Consider the following 21,375-nt stretch of genomic DNA (forward strand, 5'->3'; position numbering starts at 1 on the left):
ACATATTTTTTTGTGATTTTATCGGAAATTAAGAAACTTTAAAAGGGAAATTTCACACAATTGTCGAACAATTCATGTAGCCTAGAAGCTTACACATGTCGGGAGAATCGATTCGGTAAGGGAGGAAAAGCTGTGGAGAAAATTAAAGTGTGTCTTGTGGATGATAATAAGGAACTAGTATCAATGCTAGAAAGTTATGTTGCTGCTCAAGATGATATGGAAGTAATCGGAATTGCTTATAATGGTCAAGAGTGTTTGAATTTACTGAGGGAGAAACAACCTGATGTACTTGTTTTAGATATTATTATGCCACATTTAGATGGTTTAGCGGTGCTGGAAAAAATGCGTCATATTGAAAGACTAAGACAGCCGAATGTGATTATGTTAACGGCATTTGGACAAGAAGATGTTACGAAAAAAGCAGTTGATTTAGGCGCTTCTTATTTCATCTTAAAGCCATTTGATATGGAAAATTTAACGGGTCATATTCGTCAAGTAAGCGGTAAAACGAATACTACAATTAAACGTCCACTACCATCTTTCCGATCTGCAACAACAGTAGATGGAAAACCGAAGAATCTAGATGCGAGTATTACAAGCATTATTCACGAAATTGGTGTACCAGCTCATATTAAAGGATATATGTATTTGCGAGAGGCGATTTCTATGGTATATAACGATATCGAGCTTCTTGGCTCTATTACGAAAGTCTTATACCCGGATATTGCGAAAAAATATAATACGACAGCAAGCCGTGTGGAACGCGCAATCCGTCATGCGATTGAAGTAGCGTGGAGTCGTGGGAATATTGATTCAATCTCGTCCTTATTTGGTTATACTGTATCGATGTCAAAAGCAAAACCTACGAATAGCGAATTCATCGCAATGGTTGCAGATAAGTTAAGGCTTGAACATAAGGCTTCATAAACGTTATTGTATTGAGAGTTTCGTAATGTAAAGTTATCAACAAGTAAAGTTAATATATTTCGATCAACACCGTCTTTCATTCGTTTGTAAATCAAACGAATGAAAAACGGTGTTTTTGTTTTGAATGAGTTTTACAGATAGGATAAAAAGAAAAAAATTTAGTGTTGTCGTTAAATTAAAGTATGTCGTTGGACAGTATATTTCAATCTGGGAATTTTAGGAGTTTATGTAAGAATCCGCTTATGATATTATGATATATATGGGCGGAAATATGGTGAATAGAGAAAATAAACAGTCCTGCAAAACAGGACTGGATTATTCTTCATCTTTATTTTGTTTTTCTAGCTCAACTAACTTTTGAACTAAAATGTGCTGCGGCATATGCATAATTTGCTCAAGTGGAACACCTAGAGCTTTTGATAAACGAATTGCAGTATCCGGAGAAATTTGTAATGGTTTCATAGAAGTACCTCCTTTTTCGTATAGTATAGCATAAGATTGGGGGAGTGAGGATGACTCTTATATTCGCGCACCGCGGTGCGGCGGGGGCGTATCCAGAAAATACAATGATTTCATTTAAAGCTGCGGAATCGTTTCAGGCAGACGGGATAGAATTAGATGTTCAATTTACGAAGGATAAAAAAGTTGTTGTGATTCATGATGAAACTGTCAATCGTACAACGAATGGAAAAGGTGCCGTTCGTAATTACTTATATGAAGATTTGCGAAAATTGGATGCGAGTCACCAGTTTTCGGAAAAGGTAGGTTTTTGCAAAATTCCTTTATTAGAAGAAGTGCTAGAATGGCTAAAATCGAATTGTTTGTTGCTCAATATTGAATTTAAAAATAATAAAATTCCATATTGTGGTTTAGAAGAAGAAGTTATAACACTTATACGTAAGTTTGGCCTAGAAGATCGAGTTATTTTTTCTTCTTTTAATCATTACAGTATGAAAAGATGTCATATGATGGCTCCGGATATTCAAACGGCTATTTTGTATCGAGAAGGTTTACATAGCCCGTGGGCGTATGCGCAAAAAATGGGGGCTACTGCGATTCATCCGAACTATCGTTATCTTCAGGATGCAATAGCTGAATTAACAATGGAGAGCGGAGTTGAAGTGCGGCCTTATACAATTAATGATGAAACGGTTATGCGTAAGTATTTTGATATGAACATATCGGCGATTATTACTGATTATCCAGAAACAGCGAGAGTGTTATTACAAGTGGAAAAATGAGACCTTACATTAGAAAGGTCTCATTTTTATGTTCTTTTATCTTCTGAAACGAGCTTGTACTTTGTTTCGTTTACGATCACGATGTACAACAAAGCCTCCAAAGATATAAAAACCGATTGCAAAGCAGAATACACCTATTAAAAATTGTAACCATAATACAGGGATTGGAGATAAAAGAATACCAAATACAGTATCTCTCATCAATTTTATACCTAGCACTGCTAATGAGATAGGGATGAGTGCTAATAGAAGAGCAAGGTAACGCTGCATAGATAACGCTCCTTTTCAGATGATTTTGTATATATCAAATGATGTTATATTGAAAGGGGATTTGTCAAGTGATTGCTGAACGAGTAAGATAAAGGTGTGAAAAATTTTGCAGAGATACTTCGAGAGGAAGTGGGATGTGTGAAACAAAAAGTATTAATTATTGGAGCGGGCGAAGGTGGAAGTACGATTCTTGGTTTGCTGCAAAATTCGAATATATTTAAAGTCGTTGGCGTTATCGATATAAATCCGAATGCAAAAGGATTACAGATTGCGCAAGAACAAGGTATTGCAGTTGGAGAAGATTTAGATTCTTTTCTTACAGTGGATGTGGATGTAATTTTTGATATGAGTGGTGATTACCATTTACATAAGGTTCTATTCGCAAAAAAACAAGAAAATACACTCCTTATACCAGGGGATGTTGCGAAAATCGTTACGAAGTTGGCACATGAGAAAGAGAATTTAATTGAAAAACTGAAAGGCCAAACGCAGCAAGGAAATTTGATTTTAAATTCTACTCATGATGGAATGATTGTCATTGATTCAGAAGGTTATGTGAAATTATTTAACAAAAGTGCAGAACGTATAACGGGTTATAAAGCGAAAGAAGCGACTGGGAAATATATTTTAGAAGTAATTCCGACTAGTAAGTTACTTCGTACTATACGAACGAAACAAATAGAAGTGAATCATGAGTTGACATTAGGGAATGAAAAGAAGATTATTACAACGCGGATTCCAATTTTAAAAGAAGATGGAGAGGTGCAAGGGGCATTTGCAATTTTTAAAGATATTACAGAAGTTGTAGATCTAGCAGAAGAAGTTACGGATTTAAAAGAAATTCAAACCTTATTGGAAGCGATTATTCATTCATCTGAGGAAGCGATTTCTGTTGTAGATGAGAAAGGAAGAGGTCTTGTCATCAACCCTGCTTATACAAAGTTAACAGGCCTTACAGAGGATGACATAATTGGAAAACCTGCAACGACTGATATTGTAGAGGGGGAAAGTATGCATATGAAAGTACTTCGGACGCGTAGGGCGGTACGAGGGATTCATATGAAAATTGGTCAGAAAAAACGAGATGTCATTGTAAATGTCGCACCGGTTATTGTTGATGGTATATTGAAAGGTAGCGTTGGTGTTATTCGTGACGTATCCGAAATTCAAAAATTAACGCATGAATTAAACCGGGCAAGACAAATTATTCGGACGCTAGAAGCGAAATATTCTTTTGAGGATATTGTAGGAACGTCTGATGAAACGATGGCTGCAATAGAGCAAGCAAAGCTTGGAGCAAATACACCAGCAACCGTATTACTTCGCGGGGAGTCAGGGACTGGTAAAGAGTTATTTGCGCACGCTATTCATAACGGGAGTAATCGGAAATACAATAAGTTTGTTCGTGTAAACTGTGCTGCTATCTCGGAAACTTTATTGGAAAGTGAATTATTTGGTTACGAAGAAGGAGCCTTTTCTGGTGCGAAAAGAGGCGGTAAAAGAGGTTTCTTTGAAGAAGCAAATAATGGGAGTGTTTTTTTAGATGAGATTGGGGAACTGTCTGCGAATACGCAAGCGAAATTATTGCGCGTTTTGCAGGAAAAAGAAATTGTAAAAGTTGGAGGAACGAAACCAATTCCTATTAATGTTCGGGTGATTGCAGCGACGCATGTAAATTTAGAAAAAGCAATTTTGGAAGGTGAATTCAGAGAAGATTTATATTATCGCCTAAATAAAATTCCAATTCAAATTCCGTCTCTTCGTCAGCGAAAGGAAGATATTCCGGTTATATCAGAACGATTGATTCAAAAAATTAATCAAGATTATGGTCGGACTGTAGAAGGATTAACGGAAGCGGCTATTGAATATTTGCGATCGTATGATTGGCCAGGGAATGTTAGAGAGCTTGAGAATATTTTGGGGCGGGCGATTATTTTTATGAACTATAATGAGATGTATATTGATGTACATCATTTGCCTTCTTTGCATAAGGAGGACCAAGTGGAATTAAAAGGAAATAATTTGTTGCCGGAATTAGAAGAAAAGCCCCTTGAACATTTGGTTACGGAGTTTGAAGGGAACATCATACATGAATATTTAGAGAAGTTTGGTGGGAATAAAACAAAGACAGCGAAAGTGTTAGGAATCTCAGTTCGAAATTTATATTACAAGTTAGAAAAGTATGACCGTGCAAAAAATAGCATGCAATAAATTGCGTACCGTGCAATTTATTGCATGATACGTAAAAAACAACAAATCAAGACAGAATATTATGTAATTTTCTAAAGTACTGATTTCGCTGTATTTTGTATGCGTTTTCATAATTGGTATGACCAATTTGAAAAGTTGGCACGATATTTGCTTATTAAATAGACGAGGGACGACGGAAAGGGTTGATTACAAGATATGAAGTTAAAACACTTAATTGATCAAGCAGCAGGGCAGCCTAAAAAAACTGTGGCTGTAGCAGTGGCTGAAGATCATGAAGTAATTGAAGCAGTAGCTAAGGCAATTCAATTACAGTTAGCTCAATTTCGTCTATATGGAAATCAAGAAAAAATTATTGGTATGCTACAAGAGCATGACTTACAAGTTTCAGAACACGTTCAAGTGATTGCGACATCATCAAGTGCTGAGGCCGCGGAACTTTCTGTTAAAGCTGTAAGAAATGGTGAAGCAGACGTACTTATGAAGGGGAACATCCCAACAGCAAGTATTTTAAAAGCAGTATTAAATAAAGAGTGGGGACTTCGCAAAGGTAGTGTGTTATCACATGTTGCAGCGTTTGAAGTTCCAAATTACGATCGCTTTATCTTTGTCACAGATGCAGCGATGAACATTGCACCTGATGTAGGGCAAAAAGCTGCTATTATACAAAATACTGTTGAAGTTGCCCGGGCAATAGGAATCGAATTGCCAAAAGTGGCTCCGATTGCAGCGGTGGAAGTTATTAATCCAGCAATGCAGGCGACAATCGATGCAGCGATGTTAACCCAAATGAATCGTCGTGGACAAATTAAAGATTGTATCGTTGATGGACCGCTTGCTTTAGATAATGCTGTATCACAAATTGCAGCAGAGCACAAAGGCATAGTAAGTGATGTAGCAGGTAAGGCAGACATTTTACTCGTCCCAACGATTGAAGCTGGAAACGTGCTATATAAATCGCTTGTCTATTTTGCAAATGCAAATGTAGGAGCGATGATTGCTGGCGCAAAAGCACCGATTGTTTTAACATCTCGTGCAGATTCAGCAGAAACAAAAGTATATTCATTAGCTTTAGCAGTTGCGACTGCTTCTAAATAAACCAAAAGGGTAAAACAATTAGGGGGAAATGACAATGACATTAGAAATCTTCGAATACTTAGAAAAATATGATTATGAGCAAGTAGTATTTTGTCAAGATAAAGAATCTGGATTAAAAGCAATCATTGCAATTCATGATACAACACTTGGACCAGCCCTTGGTGGAACAAGAATGTGGACATATGATTCTGAAGAAGCGGCGATTGAAGATGCATTGCGTCTTGCAAAAGGGATGACATATAAAAACGCAGCAGCTGGTTTAAACCTAGGTGGTGCAAAAACAGTTATCATCGGCGATCCACGTAAAGATAAAAGTGAAGCAATGTTCCGTGCATTAGGACGTTACATCCAAGGTTTAAACGGGCGTTATATTACTGCAGAAGATGTTGGTACAACTGTTGATGATATGGATATTATCCACGAAGAAACTGATTTTGTAACAGGTATTTCACCTTCATTCGGTTCTTCTGGTAACCCATCTCCAGTAACTGCTTATGGTGTTTACCGCGGTATGAAAGCAGCGGCGAAAGAGGCATTTGGTACAGACAGCCTAGAAGGTAAAGTAATTGCTGTTCAAGGTGTTGGCAACGTAGCATATCACTTATGCAAGCATTTACACGCTGAAGGTGCACAACTAATCGTTACAGATATTAATAAAGAAGCGGTACAACGTGCAGTAGAAGAATTTGGTGCAACAGCAGTTGAACCAAATGAAATTTACGGTGTAGAATGTGACATTTATGCACCATGCGCATTAGGTGCAACAGTAAATGACGAAACAATTCCACAACTTAAAGCAAAAGTAATTGCAGGTTCTGCAAATAACCAATTAAAAGAAGATCGTCACGGTGACGCAATCCATGAAATGGGAATTGTATATGCACCAGACTATGTAATTAATGCAGGCGGTGTAATTAACGTAGCAGATGAATTATATGGATACAATAGAGAACGTGCATTAAAACGTGTAGAGTCTATTTATGACACAATTGCAAAAGTAATTGAGATTTCAAAACGTGATGGTGTACCAACTTATGTTGCAGCAGATCGTCTAGCTGAAGAGCGTATTGCAAGCTTGAAAAATACTCGTAGCACGTTCTTACGCAACGGCCATAACATTATTAGCCGTCGCTAATCTATCATATACAACTTCTACAAAAGCTGTGGTTACCTCTTACGAGGTCTCCACTGCCTTTTGAATTTATAGGTGGAGGTAGCAACATTGTCCTTAAATCGAATCCTTGTTATTAATCCGGGTAGTACATCCACAAAAATAGGTGTTTTTGATAATGAAAGACCCGTTTTAGAAGAAACCATTCGTCATGATGTGGATAAAATCGGTAAATATAAACGAATTATTGATCAATATGAATTTCGAAAAGAAACAATTTTAGAAGTTTTACATTCTCACGGCATTAATATTTCGAAATTAAACGCTGTTTGCGGCCGCGGGGGATTACTTCGTCCCATTGAAGGTGGTACGTATACAGTGAACGAAGCAATGTTAGAAGATTTGAAAAATGGATATAGCGGTCATCACGCTTCAAATCTTGGAGGTATTTTGGCGTATGAAATCGCTTCAGGATTAAATATTCCAGCATTCATTGTCGATCCAGTTGTTGTTGATGAAATGGATCCAATTGCTCGTATTAGTGGTATTTCTGGCATGGAGCGAAAAAGTATTTTTCATGCGTTAAACCAAAAAGCTGTGGCGCGTAAAGTTGCAGAGGAACTTGGTCGTAAATATGAAGATTTAAACCTATTAATTGCGCACATGGGTGGCGGGATAACGGTTGGTGCTCATAAGCAAGGAAAAGTTATTGATGTAAATAATGGTTTGAATGGTGAAGGTCCATTTAGTCCAGAACGTTCTGGAACAGTGCCGGTTGGACAGTTAATAGAAATGTGTTTCTCAGGTGAGTATTACCGCGATGAAATGATGAAAAAGATTGTTGGACAAGGCGGATTAGTAAGCCTTATTGGTACAAACGATGCAATTAAAGTTGAAAACATGGTTGAGAAAGGTGACCCTGAGGCAACACTTATTTACAAAGCAATGGCATATCAAGTTGCGAAAGAAATCGGCGGAGCTAGCACGGTTCTTCATGGGAAAATAGATGCAATCGTTTTAACAGGAGGACTCGCATATAGCAAAATTCTTGTTGATGAAATCAAGGAGCGCGTTCATTGGATTGCTGATGTGATTGTGCATCCAGGTGAAGATGAATTACAAGCATTAGCAGAAGGGGCACTTCGTGTATTACGTGAGGAAGAAGCTTCAAAAGAGTATGTTGTACGAGAAAAAGAAACGGTAGCTAGGGGTTGAGATAATGGCAAAAGAATATGATTTAGTCATCGTTGGCGGCGGTACTGGCGGATATGTTGCTGCTATTCGTGCATCACAATTAGGGCTAAAAACAGCGCTTGTTGAAAAAGATAAACTTGGTGGCACTTGTTTACACAAAGGTTGTATTCCTAGTAAAGCATTGCTGCGTAGTGCTGAAGTATATGCAACGGCAAAAAAGAGTGAAGAGTTTGGCGTTGTAACGAGCAATGTAGAATTGAACTTTGCTAAAGTGCAAGAGCGTAAAGAAAAGATTGTAACGCAGCTTCATAAAGGCGTTCAGCATTTAATGAAGCAAGGTAAAATTGATGTGTTTGAAGGTATCGGCCGCATTCTTGGACCTTCTATCTTCTCTCCAATGCCGGGAACAATTTCGGTTGAATTGGCAAATGGAGAAGAGAATGAAATGTTGATTCCTAAAAATGTGCTTATTGCAACAGGTTCTCGTCCAAACTCTTTACCAGGGTTAGAACTAGATGGAGAATACGTAATGTCATCGGATCATGCCCTGAAAATGGAAACGCTTCCTAAATCAATTATCATTGTTGGTGGTGGTGTAATTGGAATTGAATGGGCATCTATGCTTGCTGATTTCGGTGTTGAAGTTACCGTATTAGAATATGCAAAACATGTCTTACCGCTTGAAGATCAAGATGTTTCGAAAGAAATGCAACGTCTCTTGAAGAAAAAGGGAATTAAAGTGGTAACAGGTGCAAAAGTATTACCAGAAACATTGGTAAAAGATAATGGAGTAGCAATTCAAGCCGAACACAATGGTGAAAATAAAGAATTCAAGGCAGAAAAAATGCTTGTATCTGTAGGAAGACAAGCCAATACGCAAAATATCGGCTTAGAGAATACAGATATCATTGTGGAAAAAGGATACATTCAAACAAATGAGTTTTATCAAACGAAAGAATCACATATTTATGCAATTGGTGATGTAATTGGTGGTTTACAACTTGCACACGTTGCTTCTCATGAAGGTATTGTTGCTGTAGAACATATTGCTGGTAAAGAAGTTATGCCAATCGATTACTCTATGGTATCGAAATGTGTATACAGTAGTCCAGAAGTAGCTTCTGTTGGTTTAACAGAACAGGAAGCAAAAGAAAAAGGCTATAAGTTAAAAGTAGGTAAGTTCTCATTCCGTGCAATTGGAAAAGCACTTGTATATGGAGAATCAGATGGCTTTGTGAAACTTGTAGTTGATGAAGAAACAAATGATATTCTCGGTGTTCATATGATTGGCCCACATGTAACGGATATGATTTCTGAAGCGGGTCTTGCAAGAGTACTTGATGCAACACCTTGGGAAGTTGCACATACAATTCATCCGCATCCATCATTATCAGAAGCAATTGGTGAAGCTGCATTAGCAGTAGATGGAAAAGCGTTACACGCATAAAAATGTGGATTTAGGAGGTTATGAAAATGGCAGAAGTAAAAGAAAAGCGCCATGAAGAGCTTGGCTTAAGTGATGAGCAAGTAGTAGAAATGTATCGTACGATGTTGCTTGCACGTAAAATTGACGAACGTATGTGGTTGTTAAACCGTGCAGGGAAAATTCCATTCGTAATTTCTTGTCAAGGACAGGAAGCTGCACAAGTAGGCGCAGCATTTGCACTTGATCGTAAAAAAGATTATGCATTACCATATTACCGTGATATGGGTGTAGTACTAGCGTTTGGTATGACAGCAAAAGAGCTTATGTTGTCTGGCTTTGCAAAAGCAGGAGATCCAAACTCTGGTGGCCGTCAAATGCCTGGTCACTTCGGTCAGAAGAAAAACCGTATTGTGACAGGCTCATCACCAGTTACAACACAAGTGCCTCATGCAGTAGGAATTGCACTAGCAGGGAAGATGGAAAAGAAAGATTTAGTAACGTTTGTTACCTTCGGTGAAGGTTCTTCTAACCAAGGTGACTTCCACGAAGGTGCTAACTTTGCTGGCGTACACAAATTGCCTGTTATTTTCATGTGTGAGAATAACAAATATGCAATTTCTATCCCTGTTGAAAAGCAATTAGCATGTAAAAATGTATCAGATCGTGCAATTGGTTACGGTATGCCAGGATACACAGTGGACGGAAATGATCCACTTGCAGTATATAAAGCTGTAAAAGAAGCAGCGGATCGTGGCCGCCGCGGCGAAGGTCCAACTTTAATTGAAACAGTATCATATCGTTTAACAGCACACTCTAGTGATGACGATGATCTTGTATATCGTGATAAAGAAGAAGTAGAAGAAGCGAAGAAAAAAGATTCCATCTTTACATTTGCTGCTTACTTAAAAGAGGTTGGCGTGTTAACGGAGGAATCTGAAAAACAAATGTTAGATGAAATTATGCATATCGTAAACGAAGCAACAGAATATGCAGAAAATGCTCCGTATGCAGCACCTGAAGATGCATTGAAGCACGTATACGCAGAATAGGGGGGAACGTTTCATGGCTGTAATGTCTTATATTGACGCGATTACATTAGCAATGCGCGAAGAAATGGAACGCGATGAGAAAGTATTTGTATTAGGAGAAGACGTTGGTAAAAAAGGTGGCGTATTTAAAGCGACAAATGGATTATATGATCAATTTGGTGAAGATCGTGCGCTTGATACACCGCTTGCAGAATCTGCAATTGCAGGGGTAGCAATCGGGGCAGCGATGTACGGAATGCGTCCAATTGCTGAAATGCAATTTGCTGATTTTATTATGCCAGCAGTAAACCAAATTGTTTCTGAGGCAGCAAAAATTCGTTACCGTTCTAATAATGACTGGACTTGTCCGATCACTGTGCGTGCACCGTTTGGTGGCGGCGTTCACGGTGCATTGTATCACTCACAGTCTGTAGAAGCAATGTTTGCAAACCAACCAGGTTTAAAAATTGTTATTCCTTCTACACCATATGATGCAAAAGGATTATTAAAAGCGGCAATTCGTGATGAAGATCCAGTACTATTCTTTGAACATAAACGTGCATATCGTTTAATTAAAGGCGAAGTACCAGAAGATGATTATGTATTGCCAATCGGAAAAGCAGATGTAAAACGTGAAGGTGATGATATTACTGTTATCACATATGGATTATGTGTTCACTTTGCTCTTCAAGCTGCTGAAAAATTAGCGAAAGATGGCATTTCTGCTCACATTCTTGATTTACGTACTGTATATCCATTAGATAAAGAAGCGATTATTGAAGCAGCTTCTAAAACAGGTAAAGTTCTTCTTGTAACGGAAGATAACAAAGAAGGAAGCATTATAAGTGAAGTAGCAGCAATTATTGCAGAAAATTGCTTATTTGACCTTGATGCACCAATTGCACGTCTTGCAGGTCCAGACGTTCCAGCAATGCCATATGCACCAACAATGGAAAAATTCTTTATGGTAAATCCAGATAAGGTTGAAAAAGCAATGCGTGAACTTGCGGAATTTTAATCGGGGGGACTATACATGGCTGTAGAAAATATCACAATGCCTCAGCTTGGGGAAAGTGTAACGGAAGGTACAATTAGTAAATGGCTCGTAAATGTTGGCGATCACGTAAATAAATATGATCCGCTTGCAGAAGTAATGACAGATAAAGTAAACGCAGAAGTACCATCTTCTTTCACAGGAATTGTGAAGGAGTTAGTCGCTGCTGAAGGTGATACACTTGCTGTAGGTGAAGTCGTTTGTGTGATCCAAGTAGAGGGCGCAGATGAGGTAGCTGCGACAGCTGTAGAAGAGAAAACAAAAGAGGAACCAAAAACAGAAGTGGCTTTAGCTGAAAAAGCACCAAAAGTGAAGCAACCAACTGATGGCAAACCTCGTTTCTCACCAGCGGTATTAAAACTTGCAGGTGAGCATAATATTGATTTAGATGCAGTAGAAGGTACGGGCGCAAATGGTCGTATTACACGTAAAGATATTCTGAAGCTTGTGGAATCTGGAAACATTCCGGTAGTTGGTGCGAAGAAAGAAGAAGCACCTGTATCTGTGCAGGCATCACAAGAAGCACCAAAAGTGGCTGCACCATCAGCTCCAAAAACAGAAGCGGCAAAACCTGTATCTGTACCGACAGTGCCTGGCGATATTGAAATTCCGGTAACAGGTGTGCGTAAAGCAATTGCTGCGAACATGCTGCGTAGTAAACACGAAGCACCTCACGCTTGGATGATGATTGAAGTAGATGTAACAAATCTTGTATCATACCGTAATTCAATTAAAGGCGAATTTAAAAAGCGTGAAGGCTTCAACTTAACATTCTTTGCATTCTTCGTTAAAGCAGTTGCACAAGCATTGAAAGAATACCCACAAATTAACTCAATGTGGGCTGGTGACAAAATTGTTCAAAAGAAAGATATTAACCTTTCTATCGCTGTTGCAACAGAAGATGAATTATTTGTACCAGTTATTAAACAAGCAGATGAGAAAACAATTAAAGGTATTGCTCGTGAAATTACTGAACTTGCAGGAAAAGTTCGTACAAAATCATTGAAAGCAGACGAAATGCAAGGCGGTACATTTACAATTAATAACACAGGATCATTTGGTTCTGTTCAATCTATGGGTATTATTAACCATCCACAAGCTGCTATTTTACAAGTAGAATCTATTGTAAAACGTCCAGTTATTATGGATAATGGTATGTTCGGTGCACGCGACATGGTTAACCTATGTTTATCCCTTGATCATCGTGTACTGGATGGCTTAATTTGTGGTAAATTCTTAGGACGTGTAAAAGAAATTCTTGAAAATGTATCAGAGAATAATACGTCTGTATATTAATAAAAAGCTCGCGTCTGCGAGCTTTTTACTTTAGAAAAGATATATTTCTTCACTTTTTATCCCACAATAAAAAATGCCTTCCATTAATCTGACAATGAATAATAATGTATTATGAATTTACGAAAATACATTGCTGATATCCAGTATATAGATATACAATAAGAAAAGAATATTTTTTTGGAAAATCTTACTGATGAAACTGTAGTATAATGTATTGTATTGTTTAAAAAAGAAAGTTATTCTATATAAGTATTTTATAGATTAATATGCAATCAGTCGTCAAGATATAAAGAATGTTGACTCCTGGTTTTTTATTTTGCCTTAACAATGTTTCAGGAGGATGTCATGAAGAGAAGTACCGAATTTCTAAAAAGTTTAGATGTAAAATTAATTTTAATTTTGTTTATATTATGTGTCACGAGTATAGCTGCCATATATAGCAGTCAACAAACAGGACAATATGGAAATTCAAATTTTGCAATGAAACAAGGGATTAACTATGTAATCGGTATTGTTTTATTACTACTTGTTGCAAGTATTGATTTAGATCAACTGCAAAAATTAGCGTGGCCATTTTATATTGTTGGGTTTGCTTCGATTATTATACTTAAGATTTCACCATTTAAAGCTTTAACACCTGAAATATTAGGGGCAAAAAGATGGTTTAAAGTCCCAGTTCTTGGGGCGATCCAGCCATCAGAGTTTTTCAAAATTGCGTTGCTTCTTTTAGTTGCTAGTTTAGCAGTCAAGCATAATGAAAAATATATGGTACGGACTTTTCAAACGGATTTAAGATTAATAGGTAAAATTATTTTAGTATCGATTCCACCTGCTCTACTTGTATATAGTCAGCCTGATACAGGGATGGTTTTCCTATATGCTGCAGGGATTGCATGTATTTTGTTTATGTCAGGTATTCAAAAGAAATTAATTGCAATATGTACAGTTATTCCACTGACCATATTGTCCACGTTAATATTTATATTTTTGAAATACCCAGACATTTTTTTCAACAAATTGGTTACTTTACTAAAGCCGCATCAACAGTCACGAATTTTGGGCTGGTTAGACCCATTTGAGCACGTGGATCAAGGTTATCAAACACAACAATCGATTTTAGCGGTTGGTAGTGGGGGAATGGATGGAAAAGGATTTGGATATGGAAGTGTATATATTCCTGAAAAGCATACCGATTTCATTTTTGCTACAATTGCTGAAGAGGGTGGATTTTTAATTGCAGCTTTCGTCGTATTTATGTTTCTGTTACTTCTTTATCGTACAATTATAATTGGGTATTCAGCAGATAATCTGTTTGGTACATTATTATGTGCAGGAGTAATTGGTGTTTTAACATTACAAATCTTCCAAAACGTTGGTATGATTGTTGGATTAATGCCGGTAAAAGGAATTGCGCTTCCGTTTTTATCATATGGAGGAAGTTCCTTGTTTTCGAATATGATGATGATGGGGCTCGTTCTATCGGTACGGAAAACTTATAAAAAGTATATGTTTTCGGTTAGTTGATTTTTATATAAAAAGCTGATTCGTTCACACACGGATCAGCTTTTTTGCATAGAGGATTGTAATCATCACAAACTAAAGGGAGTGTGGAAATTTGTGATGATTAAGGAGTGCAGATTCATGCATATGCATATTTTTGAGGGGGCACATCATCTTTCTTATATAGAATGGATGATTCGAGCTATAACAGCGTATGTTTTTTTAATTTTTGTTGCTAAAGCAATGGGACAACGCTCCATTGCACAGCTTCGTTTTTTAGATGTCGTATTAGTGCTATTGTTGGAAGGAAATCTCTCTAACGCACTATCTGATGAAAGAGTCGGTTTACTGGGATCAATGATTACAACATGTGTGCTCATTGTTCTTCATATTGTAAGTTCGGTTTTAACGTTGAAATGGGATCGATGGAGACGTTTTTTAGAACCATCGCCTATTATACTTATACATAATGGGTCAATTGATTTTAGTAATTTGAAAAAAGCAAGAATTACAGTAGAGTATTTATTCTCTGAACTACGCTTACAAAATGTCAGTGATATTAAAACGATAAGATTAGCATTATGGGAAGCAAGTGGTACCGTCTCGGTGTTTCAATATCCAGAACATGAAACTGTTTCACGGCTTGATATGAAAGTAGCAGGTAGAAAATCACCTATTTCATTTATTCTTGTGAAGAATGGAAATATACAGAAGGATGTCCTTGCTTTATTAGGAAAAACGGAAACATGGGCGCAGGAAGAATTATCAAAAAAAATATCAGTTGAATTGGTACAATTAGCAACTATAGATGAAAATAAACAAATTAATATTTTATTAAAAAAATGAAAAATATAAGCATTTTACCATTTCTTACATATGATACAATAGTGTGGACAACGAAATAAAAAAAGAAGGGTTTGTTTCGATGGGATATGTAGAGGAGTTACGAAAAGTAGTTGGTCATCGCCCTTTAATTTTAGTTGGTGCTGTTGTTCTCGTATTGAATGAAGATGGACATGTTTTATTACAACAACGAACAGAACCGTATGGAAAATGGGGATTGCTTGGTGGTTTAATGGAGCTTGGAGAATCCCCAGAAGAGACAGCTTGCCGTGAAGTATATGAAGAAGCAGGAATTTATGTGAAAAATTTAAGACTCATTAATGTGTTCTCTGGAGCTAATTATTTTATAAAATTAGCGAATGGTGATGAATTTCAATCCGTAACGACTGCCTATTATACAAATGAATATGAAGGTTTGCTAGCTGTCAATAAAGAGGAAGCGGTTCAGCTTAAATTCTTTCCCGTTACAGAATTGCCTGCGTATATTGTAGGATCACATAAAAAAATGATTGAAGCATATGAGAAGATAGAAAAAGAAAGTAGAAATAATATATAATAGCTATAGAAATACAAAAACACAGTTCTGGTTGGTAGTCCAGGCACATACTAGTATGTCAGTAACCTTCCCCTCCGGGATGTCCAGTATTTCTAATTTTTTTTCTAAGGAGGGGCTGTCGATGAAATTGACAGTATATCATGATGGTCAGTTTTTTGTAGGAATGATTGAGGACACACATAAAGGGATTTTGTATGCAGCGAGGTATATTTTTGGTGCTGATCCATCAGACGAAGAGATACTTGTATTTGTAAATAATACGATGCTAACGTATTTTAATCACTTTTCCAAATGTGGTGTTAAAGTGGAAGAGAAAAAGCGTCCGAAAAGTATAAAACGTATCATAAGAGAAGCTGCAAAAGAAATGCATACAAAAAGCTTTACGAAGGCACAAGAGGCAATTAGTTTATCTTATGAATTGCATAAGCAAGAAAAGCGAGTGCAATCTAAGGAACAGCGTGAAGCAGAAAAGCAGAAAAAACGCCTTATCAAAGTGCAAAAAGCAAAACAAAAGCATCGCGGACATTAAGAAAAAACGTCTTAGGACACTTGTTCTAGGACGTTTTTTCTATACATGTAAGAAGAATACAAGTAAGTTTACTTGTATTTCTAAAACGGTAACTGGTAAGATACAGAGAGATAGATCTAGAGGAGGGAAAACATTGATTAACTTTAACTTTTTTATGAATGATGTTGTCCGTCAAGCGCGTGAAGAAATTGTTTCCGCTGGATATACAGAATTAACAACACCATCCGCAGTTGATGAGGCATTTAAGCAAAAAGGTACGACACTTGTAATGGTAAACTCAGTATGCGGTTGTGCAGGTGGTATTGCTCGCCCTGCTGCTGCGCATTCCGTACATTATGATAAACGTCCAGATCACCTTGTAACAGTATTTGCGGGGCAGGACAAAGAGGCAACAGCACGTGCACGTGAATATTTTGAAGGATATCCACCATCTTCTCCGTCTTTCGCATTATTAAAAGATGGAAAGATTGTAACGATGGTTGAACGCCATGAAATCGAAGGCCATGAGCCAATGCAAGTCATTGTAAAATTACAATCATACTTTGAAGAGAATTGTAAAGAGGTTTAATAGAAAATAAAAAAGCGGTACATACACTTATAAGTGTATGTACCGCTTTTTTATTTTGTTCCATTTATTAGGCTATTTGTGGGCAGTAAAATCCTCACAACAAACTTTGGTGAAAGCAAAGAAGTTAGGAGGGGGATTAACAGCTCGTAAAATCCTAATTGGTGAGGACTAATAATCAATAGAAGTTGAAGAAAATCCCCCTCTGATTAAAGTTTCACTTTATTAGGAGGTATAATTAATAACATTTGTTTATAATCATTTGTAATGAGAGGGAATATACATGAAATGCATAGTTTATACAATAATTTATACATTGATTAACCTAGAAAAACCGTTTTAATAGAATTTGTAATTTATTTTTATTTTAATTGTTGCATAAAAATAAAATCACTGCTACAATACAAACATCAAATAAAAATTCTATAAAACTTTTAAATATACATTATTAGGGGGAAGAAACATGAAGAAGTTATTATCAATTTCATTTGCACTTATTTTAATAATAAGTATGTTTAGTGCTTGTAGTAAGGGAGAAACAAAGGAATCGAATACGAAGAAAGATAAGAAAGTACTCGTTATGGGTACTTCAGCAGACTATAAACCTTATGAATATGTGGAAGCTTCAAAAAGTGATGAAATTATCGGTTTTGATGTTGATATTGCAAAGTATATTGGGAAAGAACTTGGTTATGAAGTGAAAGTGAAAGATATGGATTTTGGAGGATTGTTAGCATCGCTTAGCTCGGGAAAAGTTGATTTCGTTATGGCGGGAATGACGCCAAATCCAAAACGTAAGGAAAATGCGGATTTTACAGATATTTATTTTGTTGCTAAAAACATGATCGTTTCGAAAAAGGATTCTGGTATTAAATCATTACAAGATTTAAAAGATAAAAAAGTAGGAGTACAAACAGGTTCTATTCAAGAAGAAAAAGCAGACGACTTCAAAAAACAAGTAAACTTCCAGGCGGAGGGGCGTGACCGTATACCAGAAATCGTACAAGAAATTCAGGCTGGACGTTTTGATGCTGCTATTTTAGAAGATACAGTTGCTAAAAATTATTTAGATAAAATGAAAGATTTACAAGGAATTGAAATTCAGGAAGCTCCAGAAGAAGTAGGAGCAGCAATTGCCCTTCCGAAAAATAGTGACAAAACAGCGGAATTTAATAAAGTGATTAAGAAGATGCAAGAAAATGGTGAAATGGACAAATTAGTGAAGAAATGGTTTGGCAGCAAAAAATAAGCTGCCTTTCTCTTTTCTGTGAGAGGAATGACAAAAGATGAACTTAGATTTTTCGGCAATTACTCCGTCGATACCATATATATTAAAGGGACTAGAAGTTACACTGAAAATTGTAGCAGTATCTGCTTTAGTTGGTTTTATACTTGGAACGCTATTAGCACTTTGTAAAATTGCTAGAGTAAGAGTGTTAAATATCGCTGCTGATTTATATACATCGATATTTCGTGGTACACCACTTGTCTTGCAATTAATGATTATTTATTTCGGTGTTCCGCAAATGATTGGATATGATATACCAGCATTTTTAGCAGCAGTACTTGCATTTAGTTTAAATTCGGGTGCATATATGTCAGAGGTAATTCGTGCAGGAATTCAGGCTGTTGATAAAGGACAGACAGAAGCTGCGATGGCACTCGGTGTTCCATATGGAAAAATGATGAAAAATATTATTTTACCACAAGCATTAAAAAATATATTACCAGCGCTTGTGAACGAATTTGCAACACTTACGAAAGAGTCGGCAGTAGTGACAGTAATTGGTGCGACTGATTTAATGCGCCGTGCATATATTGTAGGCGGTGAAACGTTTAAATATCTTGAACCGTTACTATTTGTCGGACTTGTTTACTATATTCTAGTAATTATTCTTACATTAGTCGGGAAAGCAATTGAAGGGAGAATGAAGAAAAGTGATTAAAATTGAAAACCTTCATAAATCATTTGGACAAAATGAAGTACTAAAAGGAATTACGACAACAATCGAAAAGGGCGAAATTGTTGCGATTGTTGGACCGTCTGGGTCAGGAAAATCAACATTTTTACGTTGTATGAACGTACTAGAAACACCTACAAATGGTCACATTTGGATTGGGAATGAAGAAGTGACCAATCCAAAAACAAATATTATGAGTGTTCGTGAAAATGTGGGAATGGTGTTTCAACATTTTCACTTATTCCCTCATATGACAGTATTAGAAAATATTACGTACGCACCAGTAAATGTAAAAGGTGTGGCAAAACCAGAAGCAGAGAAAAAGGCGAAGGAACTTCTTGAAAAGGTAGGATTGCTCGATAAAAAGGATGCATATCCAAACCGTCTTTCAGGTGGACAAAAGCAGCGTGTAGCCATTGCTAGAGCATTGGCAATGGAACCGGAAGTTATGCTTTTTGATGAACCAACATCGGCACTAGATCCTGAAATGGTAAAAGAAGTATTAGAAGTAATGAAATCTTTAGTGACTACAGGAATGACGATGGCAATTGTGACACATGAGATGGGATTTGCAAAAGAAGTAGCTGATCGTGTGCTCTTTTTAGATAGCGGAAAGCTTGTTGAAGATACAAGCCCGGAGCAGTTTTTTACAGAACCAAAAAGTAAACGCGCACAAGAATTTTTACAAAAAATATTGTAATATGTAAAAGTTACGTGAATAATAAGGAGAAAAGGATGACAGCTTGTCATCCTTTTTTTATACTTATCGTAACTACGTTTATACATATAGGAGCAATGATATGTTTAGAATTGGATATCGTACAGTGAAAACAGCAGTTGGAACAGGTGCGGCAGTTTTTATTGCGCAGCTATTCGGCTTGGAATTTTATAGTTCTGCGGGCATTTTGGTTATTTTGTGTGTGCAAAATACGAAACGAAAATCACTTCAAGTCTCTTTGCACCGATTTTTAGCCTGTTTATTATCAATGGTATTCTCGTTTTGTATTTTTGAAACAATTGGTTATACACCGCTTTCTATTAGTTTGTTACTTCTTACTTTTATCCCAACAGCTGTTATGTTTAAAATTCAAGAAGGCATCGTTACAAGTTCCGTTATTGTTATGCATTTATATTCATTGAAACATATTACATGGTTAGCGATTGGAAATGAAATTGCAGTTTTAACAGTTGGAATTAGCGTGGCTTTATTGGTAAATATGTATATGCCAAGTGCGGAAAAGAAATTAAAAGGGTATCAAGAAAAAATAGAATGGAATTTTAAAACGATTTTATTTGAGATGGCTGTGTATTTACGAAATCGGGATAGTACATGGTCTGGAAAAGAATTAATTGAAACAGAAGAAATATTGAAACAAGCGAAAGATCTATCTTTTAAAAAACTTGAAAATCAATTTATGCGAGAAGATGATTATTATTATCGATATTTTGATATGCGCATGCAACAATTTGAAATTTTAGAGCGGATTATGCCGCTTGCAGCTTCCTTATCGTGGTCATATGAGCAATCAGATATGATTGCGGACGTAATTGAAAACGTTGGGAATTCTATTCGTCCTGAAAGTACGGGTCTTATTTCACTTAGACAATTACAAGAAATGCGAGAGATTTTTAGAGAAATGCCACTTCCTAAGACACGCGAAGAATTTGAAATGCGTGCGAAGCTTGTTCAACTTGTTTATGAAATGGAGCAATATTTACTTATTAAAAGTAGGTTTAAAGGGAAGGATAATGTGAAAGAACTTATATAAATCCAAATTAAAAACCAACACCAAACCATTCTTTTTAGGTAGGCAAGAGCATCCGGCCATGCATAGAAGCGGTCAGTGCCTTTTTTCAACCCATGCCGTGTGAAAATAAAAGAGGAAATAAGTGGAGATTAGTTTTTGTTTTCATAGCCGCAGCTAATATGTCGAAAAATCAAAATGGATTTATATATATAGGGAAGGAATGAATCATGTCGTATTTTCTGTCCTTACTATTATGTTTTTCTCTTTCACCGATATGGCCTCTTGGAGATAATCCGCGTGCTGGAGATCCATTTATTATTGTAAATAAGCAGACGAACAAGCTTGCTTATATTGATGATGGTAAAATACAAAAGGTCTTTCCTGTAGCGACGGGAAAAACAAACGAGTTAACGCCAGAGGGAAGTTTTGATATTGTAATGAAGGCAAAAAATCCTTATTATATTGCGAAGGATATCCCTGGTGGTTCACCAAAAAATCCACTTGGCTCTAGGTGGATGGGGTTTAATGCACGAGATACTGACGGGAGTAAATATGGTATTCACGGTACAAATCAGCCAAGCTCAATTGGAAAATATATTTCACAAGGATGCATTAGAATGAAAAAAAATGATGTGGAATATTTATTTGATCGCATTCCAATTGGAACAAAGGTATGGATTGTAAAATCGAAAAGAACATTTCAGCAGCTTGCAAAAGAAAAAGGAGCTCTGGTTTACGAAAAGGTCAACCGAACAAGTTGGCTTTTTCTTTCCACGAACTTGTCTTGACATGTGTACATATCCATGTATTAATGAGGATA

The 21,375-nt window shown here is 36.7% G+C and carries 22 protein-coding genes; 20 read left to right on the top strand and 2 right to left on the bottom strand.

The window, feature by feature from the left end; genetic code table 11:
• Positions 1-132 precede the first annotated feature (132 nt).
• Positions 133-927 carry a sporulation transcription factor Spo0A gene (gene spo0A / locus ACM6HU_RS07660; RefSeq protein WP_016116252.1) on the top strand — a complete coding sequence of 265 codons (795 nt, stop codon included), beginning with the start codon at positions 133-135 and terminating at the stop codon, positions 925-927.
• 315 nt (positions 928-1,242) lie between these two features.
• Here spo0A and ACM6HU_RS07665 read toward each other — a convergent pair whose 3' ends face one another.
• Positions 1,243-1,389, bottom strand: a complete 147-nt coding sequence (locus tag ACM6HU_RS07665; protein ID WP_003200201.1) for a YycC family protein — start codon at positions 1,387-1,389, stop codon at positions 1,243-1,245.
• Between the two features lie 50 nt (positions 1,390-1,439).
• On the opposite strand from ACM6HU_RS07665, the gene ACM6HU_RS07670 reads away from it, so the two are divergent.
• Positions 1,440-2,168, top strand: a complete 729-nt coding sequence (locus tag ACM6HU_RS07670; protein WP_016116251.1) for a glycerophosphodiester phosphodiesterase — start codon at positions 1,440-1,442, stop codon at positions 2,166-2,168.
• 36 nt (positions 2,169-2,204) lie between these two features.
• Here the strand turns inward: ACM6HU_RS07670 and ACM6HU_RS07675 are convergent, their stop codons facing one another.
• Positions 2,205-2,438, bottom strand: a complete 234-nt coding sequence (locus ACM6HU_RS07675; protein ID WP_003200204.1) for a DUF2627 domain-containing protein — start codon at positions 2,436-2,438, stop codon at positions 2,205-2,207.
• A gap of 138 nt (positions 2,439-2,576) precedes the next feature.
• On the opposite strand from ACM6HU_RS07675, the gene ACM6HU_RS07680 reads away from it, so the two are divergent.
• The 18 genes from ACM6HU_RS07680 (at position 2,577) to ACM6HU_RS07765 (ending at position 21,343) form a co-directional block, all read left to right on the top strand.
• A complete protein-coding gene (locus tag ACM6HU_RS07680; RefSeq protein WP_414848097.1) occupies positions 2,577-4,649 on the top strand; it encodes a sigma 54-interacting transcriptional regulator in 2,073 nt (690 codons plus the stop codon).
• Between the two features lie 195 nt (positions 4,650-4,844).
• Positions 4,845-5,744 (top strand): phosphate butyryltransferase, encoded by a 900-nt coding sequence (yqiS, locus tag ACM6HU_RS07685; protein ID WP_016131990.1) that lies wholly within the window; start codon positions 4,845-4,847, stop codon positions 5,742-5,744.
• A gap of 34 nt (positions 5,745-5,778) precedes the next feature.
• On the top strand, positions 5,779-6,879 hold the full coding sequence (locus ACM6HU_RS07690) for a leucine dehydrogenase (RefSeq protein WP_016116248.1): 1,101 nt from the start codon (positions 5,779-5,781) through the stop codon (positions 6,877-6,879).
• A gap of 87 nt (positions 6,880-6,966) precedes the next feature.
• Positions 6,967-8,070 (top strand): butyrate kinase, encoded by a 1,104-nt coding sequence (buk, locus tag ACM6HU_RS07695; protein WP_016131989.1) that lies wholly within the window; start codon positions 6,967-6,969, stop codon positions 8,068-8,070.
• Between the two features lie 4 nt (positions 8,071-8,074).
• On the top strand, positions 8,075-9,496 hold the full coding sequence (gene lpdA / locus ACM6HU_RS07700) for a dihydrolipoyl dehydrogenase (protein WP_414848098.1): 1,422 nt from the start codon (positions 8,075-8,077) through the stop codon (positions 9,494-9,496).
• Between the two features lie 26 nt (positions 9,497-9,522).
• A complete protein-coding gene (bfmBAA, locus tag ACM6HU_RS07705; protein WP_016116245.1) occupies positions 9,523-10,524 on the top strand; it encodes a 3-methyl-2-oxobutanoate dehydrogenase subunit alpha in 1,002 nt (333 codons plus the stop codon).
• A gap of 13 nt (positions 10,525-10,537) precedes the next feature.
• Positions 10,538-11,521, top strand: a complete 984-nt coding sequence (gene bfmBAB, locus ACM6HU_RS07710; RefSeq protein WP_003200187.1) for a 3-methyl-2-oxobutanoate dehydrogenase subunit beta — start codon at positions 10,538-10,540, stop codon at positions 11,519-11,521.
• Between the two features lie 15 nt (positions 11,522-11,536).
• The gene (locus tag ACM6HU_RS07715; protein WP_088093659.1) at positions 11,537-12,853 is read left to right on the top strand and encodes a dihydrolipoamide acetyltransferase family protein; all 1,317 of its coding nucleotides are present in this window, start codon (positions 11,537-11,539) and stop codon (positions 12,851-12,853) included.
• Between the two features lie 345 nt (positions 12,854-13,198).
• Positions 13,199-14,377, top strand: coding sequence for an FtsW/RodA/SpoVE family cell cycle protein (locus tag ACM6HU_RS07720; protein WP_016116242.1), 1,179 nt, complete (start codon positions 13,199-13,201; stop codon positions 14,375-14,377).
• A 117-nt stretch (positions 14,378-14,494) separates the two neighbouring features.
• Positions 14,495-15,199, top strand: coding sequence for a DUF421 domain-containing protein (locus ACM6HU_RS07725; protein ID WP_088093658.1), 705 nt, complete (start codon positions 14,495-14,497; stop codon positions 15,197-15,199).
• 79 nt (positions 15,200-15,278) lie between these two features.
• Positions 15,279-15,752, top strand: coding sequence for an NUDIX hydrolase (locus ACM6HU_RS07730; protein ID WP_016131986.1), 474 nt, complete (start codon positions 15,279-15,281; stop codon positions 15,750-15,752).
• Positions 15,753-15,873: 121 nt separating this feature from the next.
• On the top strand, positions 15,874-16,281 hold the full coding sequence (locus tag ACM6HU_RS07735; protein ID WP_016131985.1) for a YjdF family protein: 408 nt from the start codon (positions 15,874-15,876) through the stop codon (positions 16,279-16,281).
• A 154-nt stretch (positions 16,282-16,435) separates the two neighbouring features.
• Entirely contained in the window at positions 16,436-16,849 is a 414-nt protein-coding gene (locus ACM6HU_RS07740; protein WP_170927916.1) for a BrxA/BrxB family bacilliredoxin, read from the top strand.
• A gap of 460 nt (positions 16,850-17,309) precedes the next feature.
• The gene (locus ACM6HU_RS07745; protein WP_016116237.1) at positions 17,310-18,095 is read left to right on the top strand and encodes a transporter substrate-binding domain-containing protein; all 786 of its coding nucleotides are present in this window, start codon (positions 17,310-17,312) and stop codon (positions 18,093-18,095) included.
• A gap of 37 nt (positions 18,096-18,132) precedes the next feature.
• Positions 18,133-18,792, top strand: a complete 660-nt coding sequence (locus ACM6HU_RS07750) for an amino acid ABC transporter permease (protein ID WP_016116236.1) — start codon at positions 18,133-18,135, stop codon at positions 18,790-18,792.
• Positions 18,785-19,507, top strand: a complete 723-nt coding sequence (locus tag ACM6HU_RS07755) for an amino acid ABC transporter ATP-binding protein (RefSeq protein ID WP_016116235.1) — start codon at positions 18,785-18,787, stop codon at positions 19,505-19,507. The genes ACM6HU_RS07750 and ACM6HU_RS07755 overlap by 8 nt, the downstream gene beginning before the upstream one ends.
• Before the next feature lie 100 nt (positions 19,508-19,607).
• On the top strand, positions 19,608-20,576 hold the full coding sequence (locus ACM6HU_RS07760; protein WP_016116233.1) for an aromatic acid exporter family protein: 969 nt from the start codon (positions 19,608-19,610) through the stop codon (positions 20,574-20,576).
• Between the two features lie 206 nt (positions 20,577-20,782).
• On the top strand, positions 20,783-21,343 hold the full coding sequence (locus ACM6HU_RS07765; RefSeq protein WP_006095921.1) for a L,D-transpeptidase: 561 nt from the start codon (positions 20,783-20,785) through the stop codon (positions 21,341-21,343).
• The last annotated feature ends 32 nt before the right edge of the window (positions 21,344-21,375 follow it).

The organism is Bacillus sp. IT-79MI2, assembly GCF_949768135.1.
Lineage (GTDB): Bacteria > Bacillota > Bacilli > Bacillales > Bacillaceae_G > Bacillus_A > Bacillus_A pseudomycoides.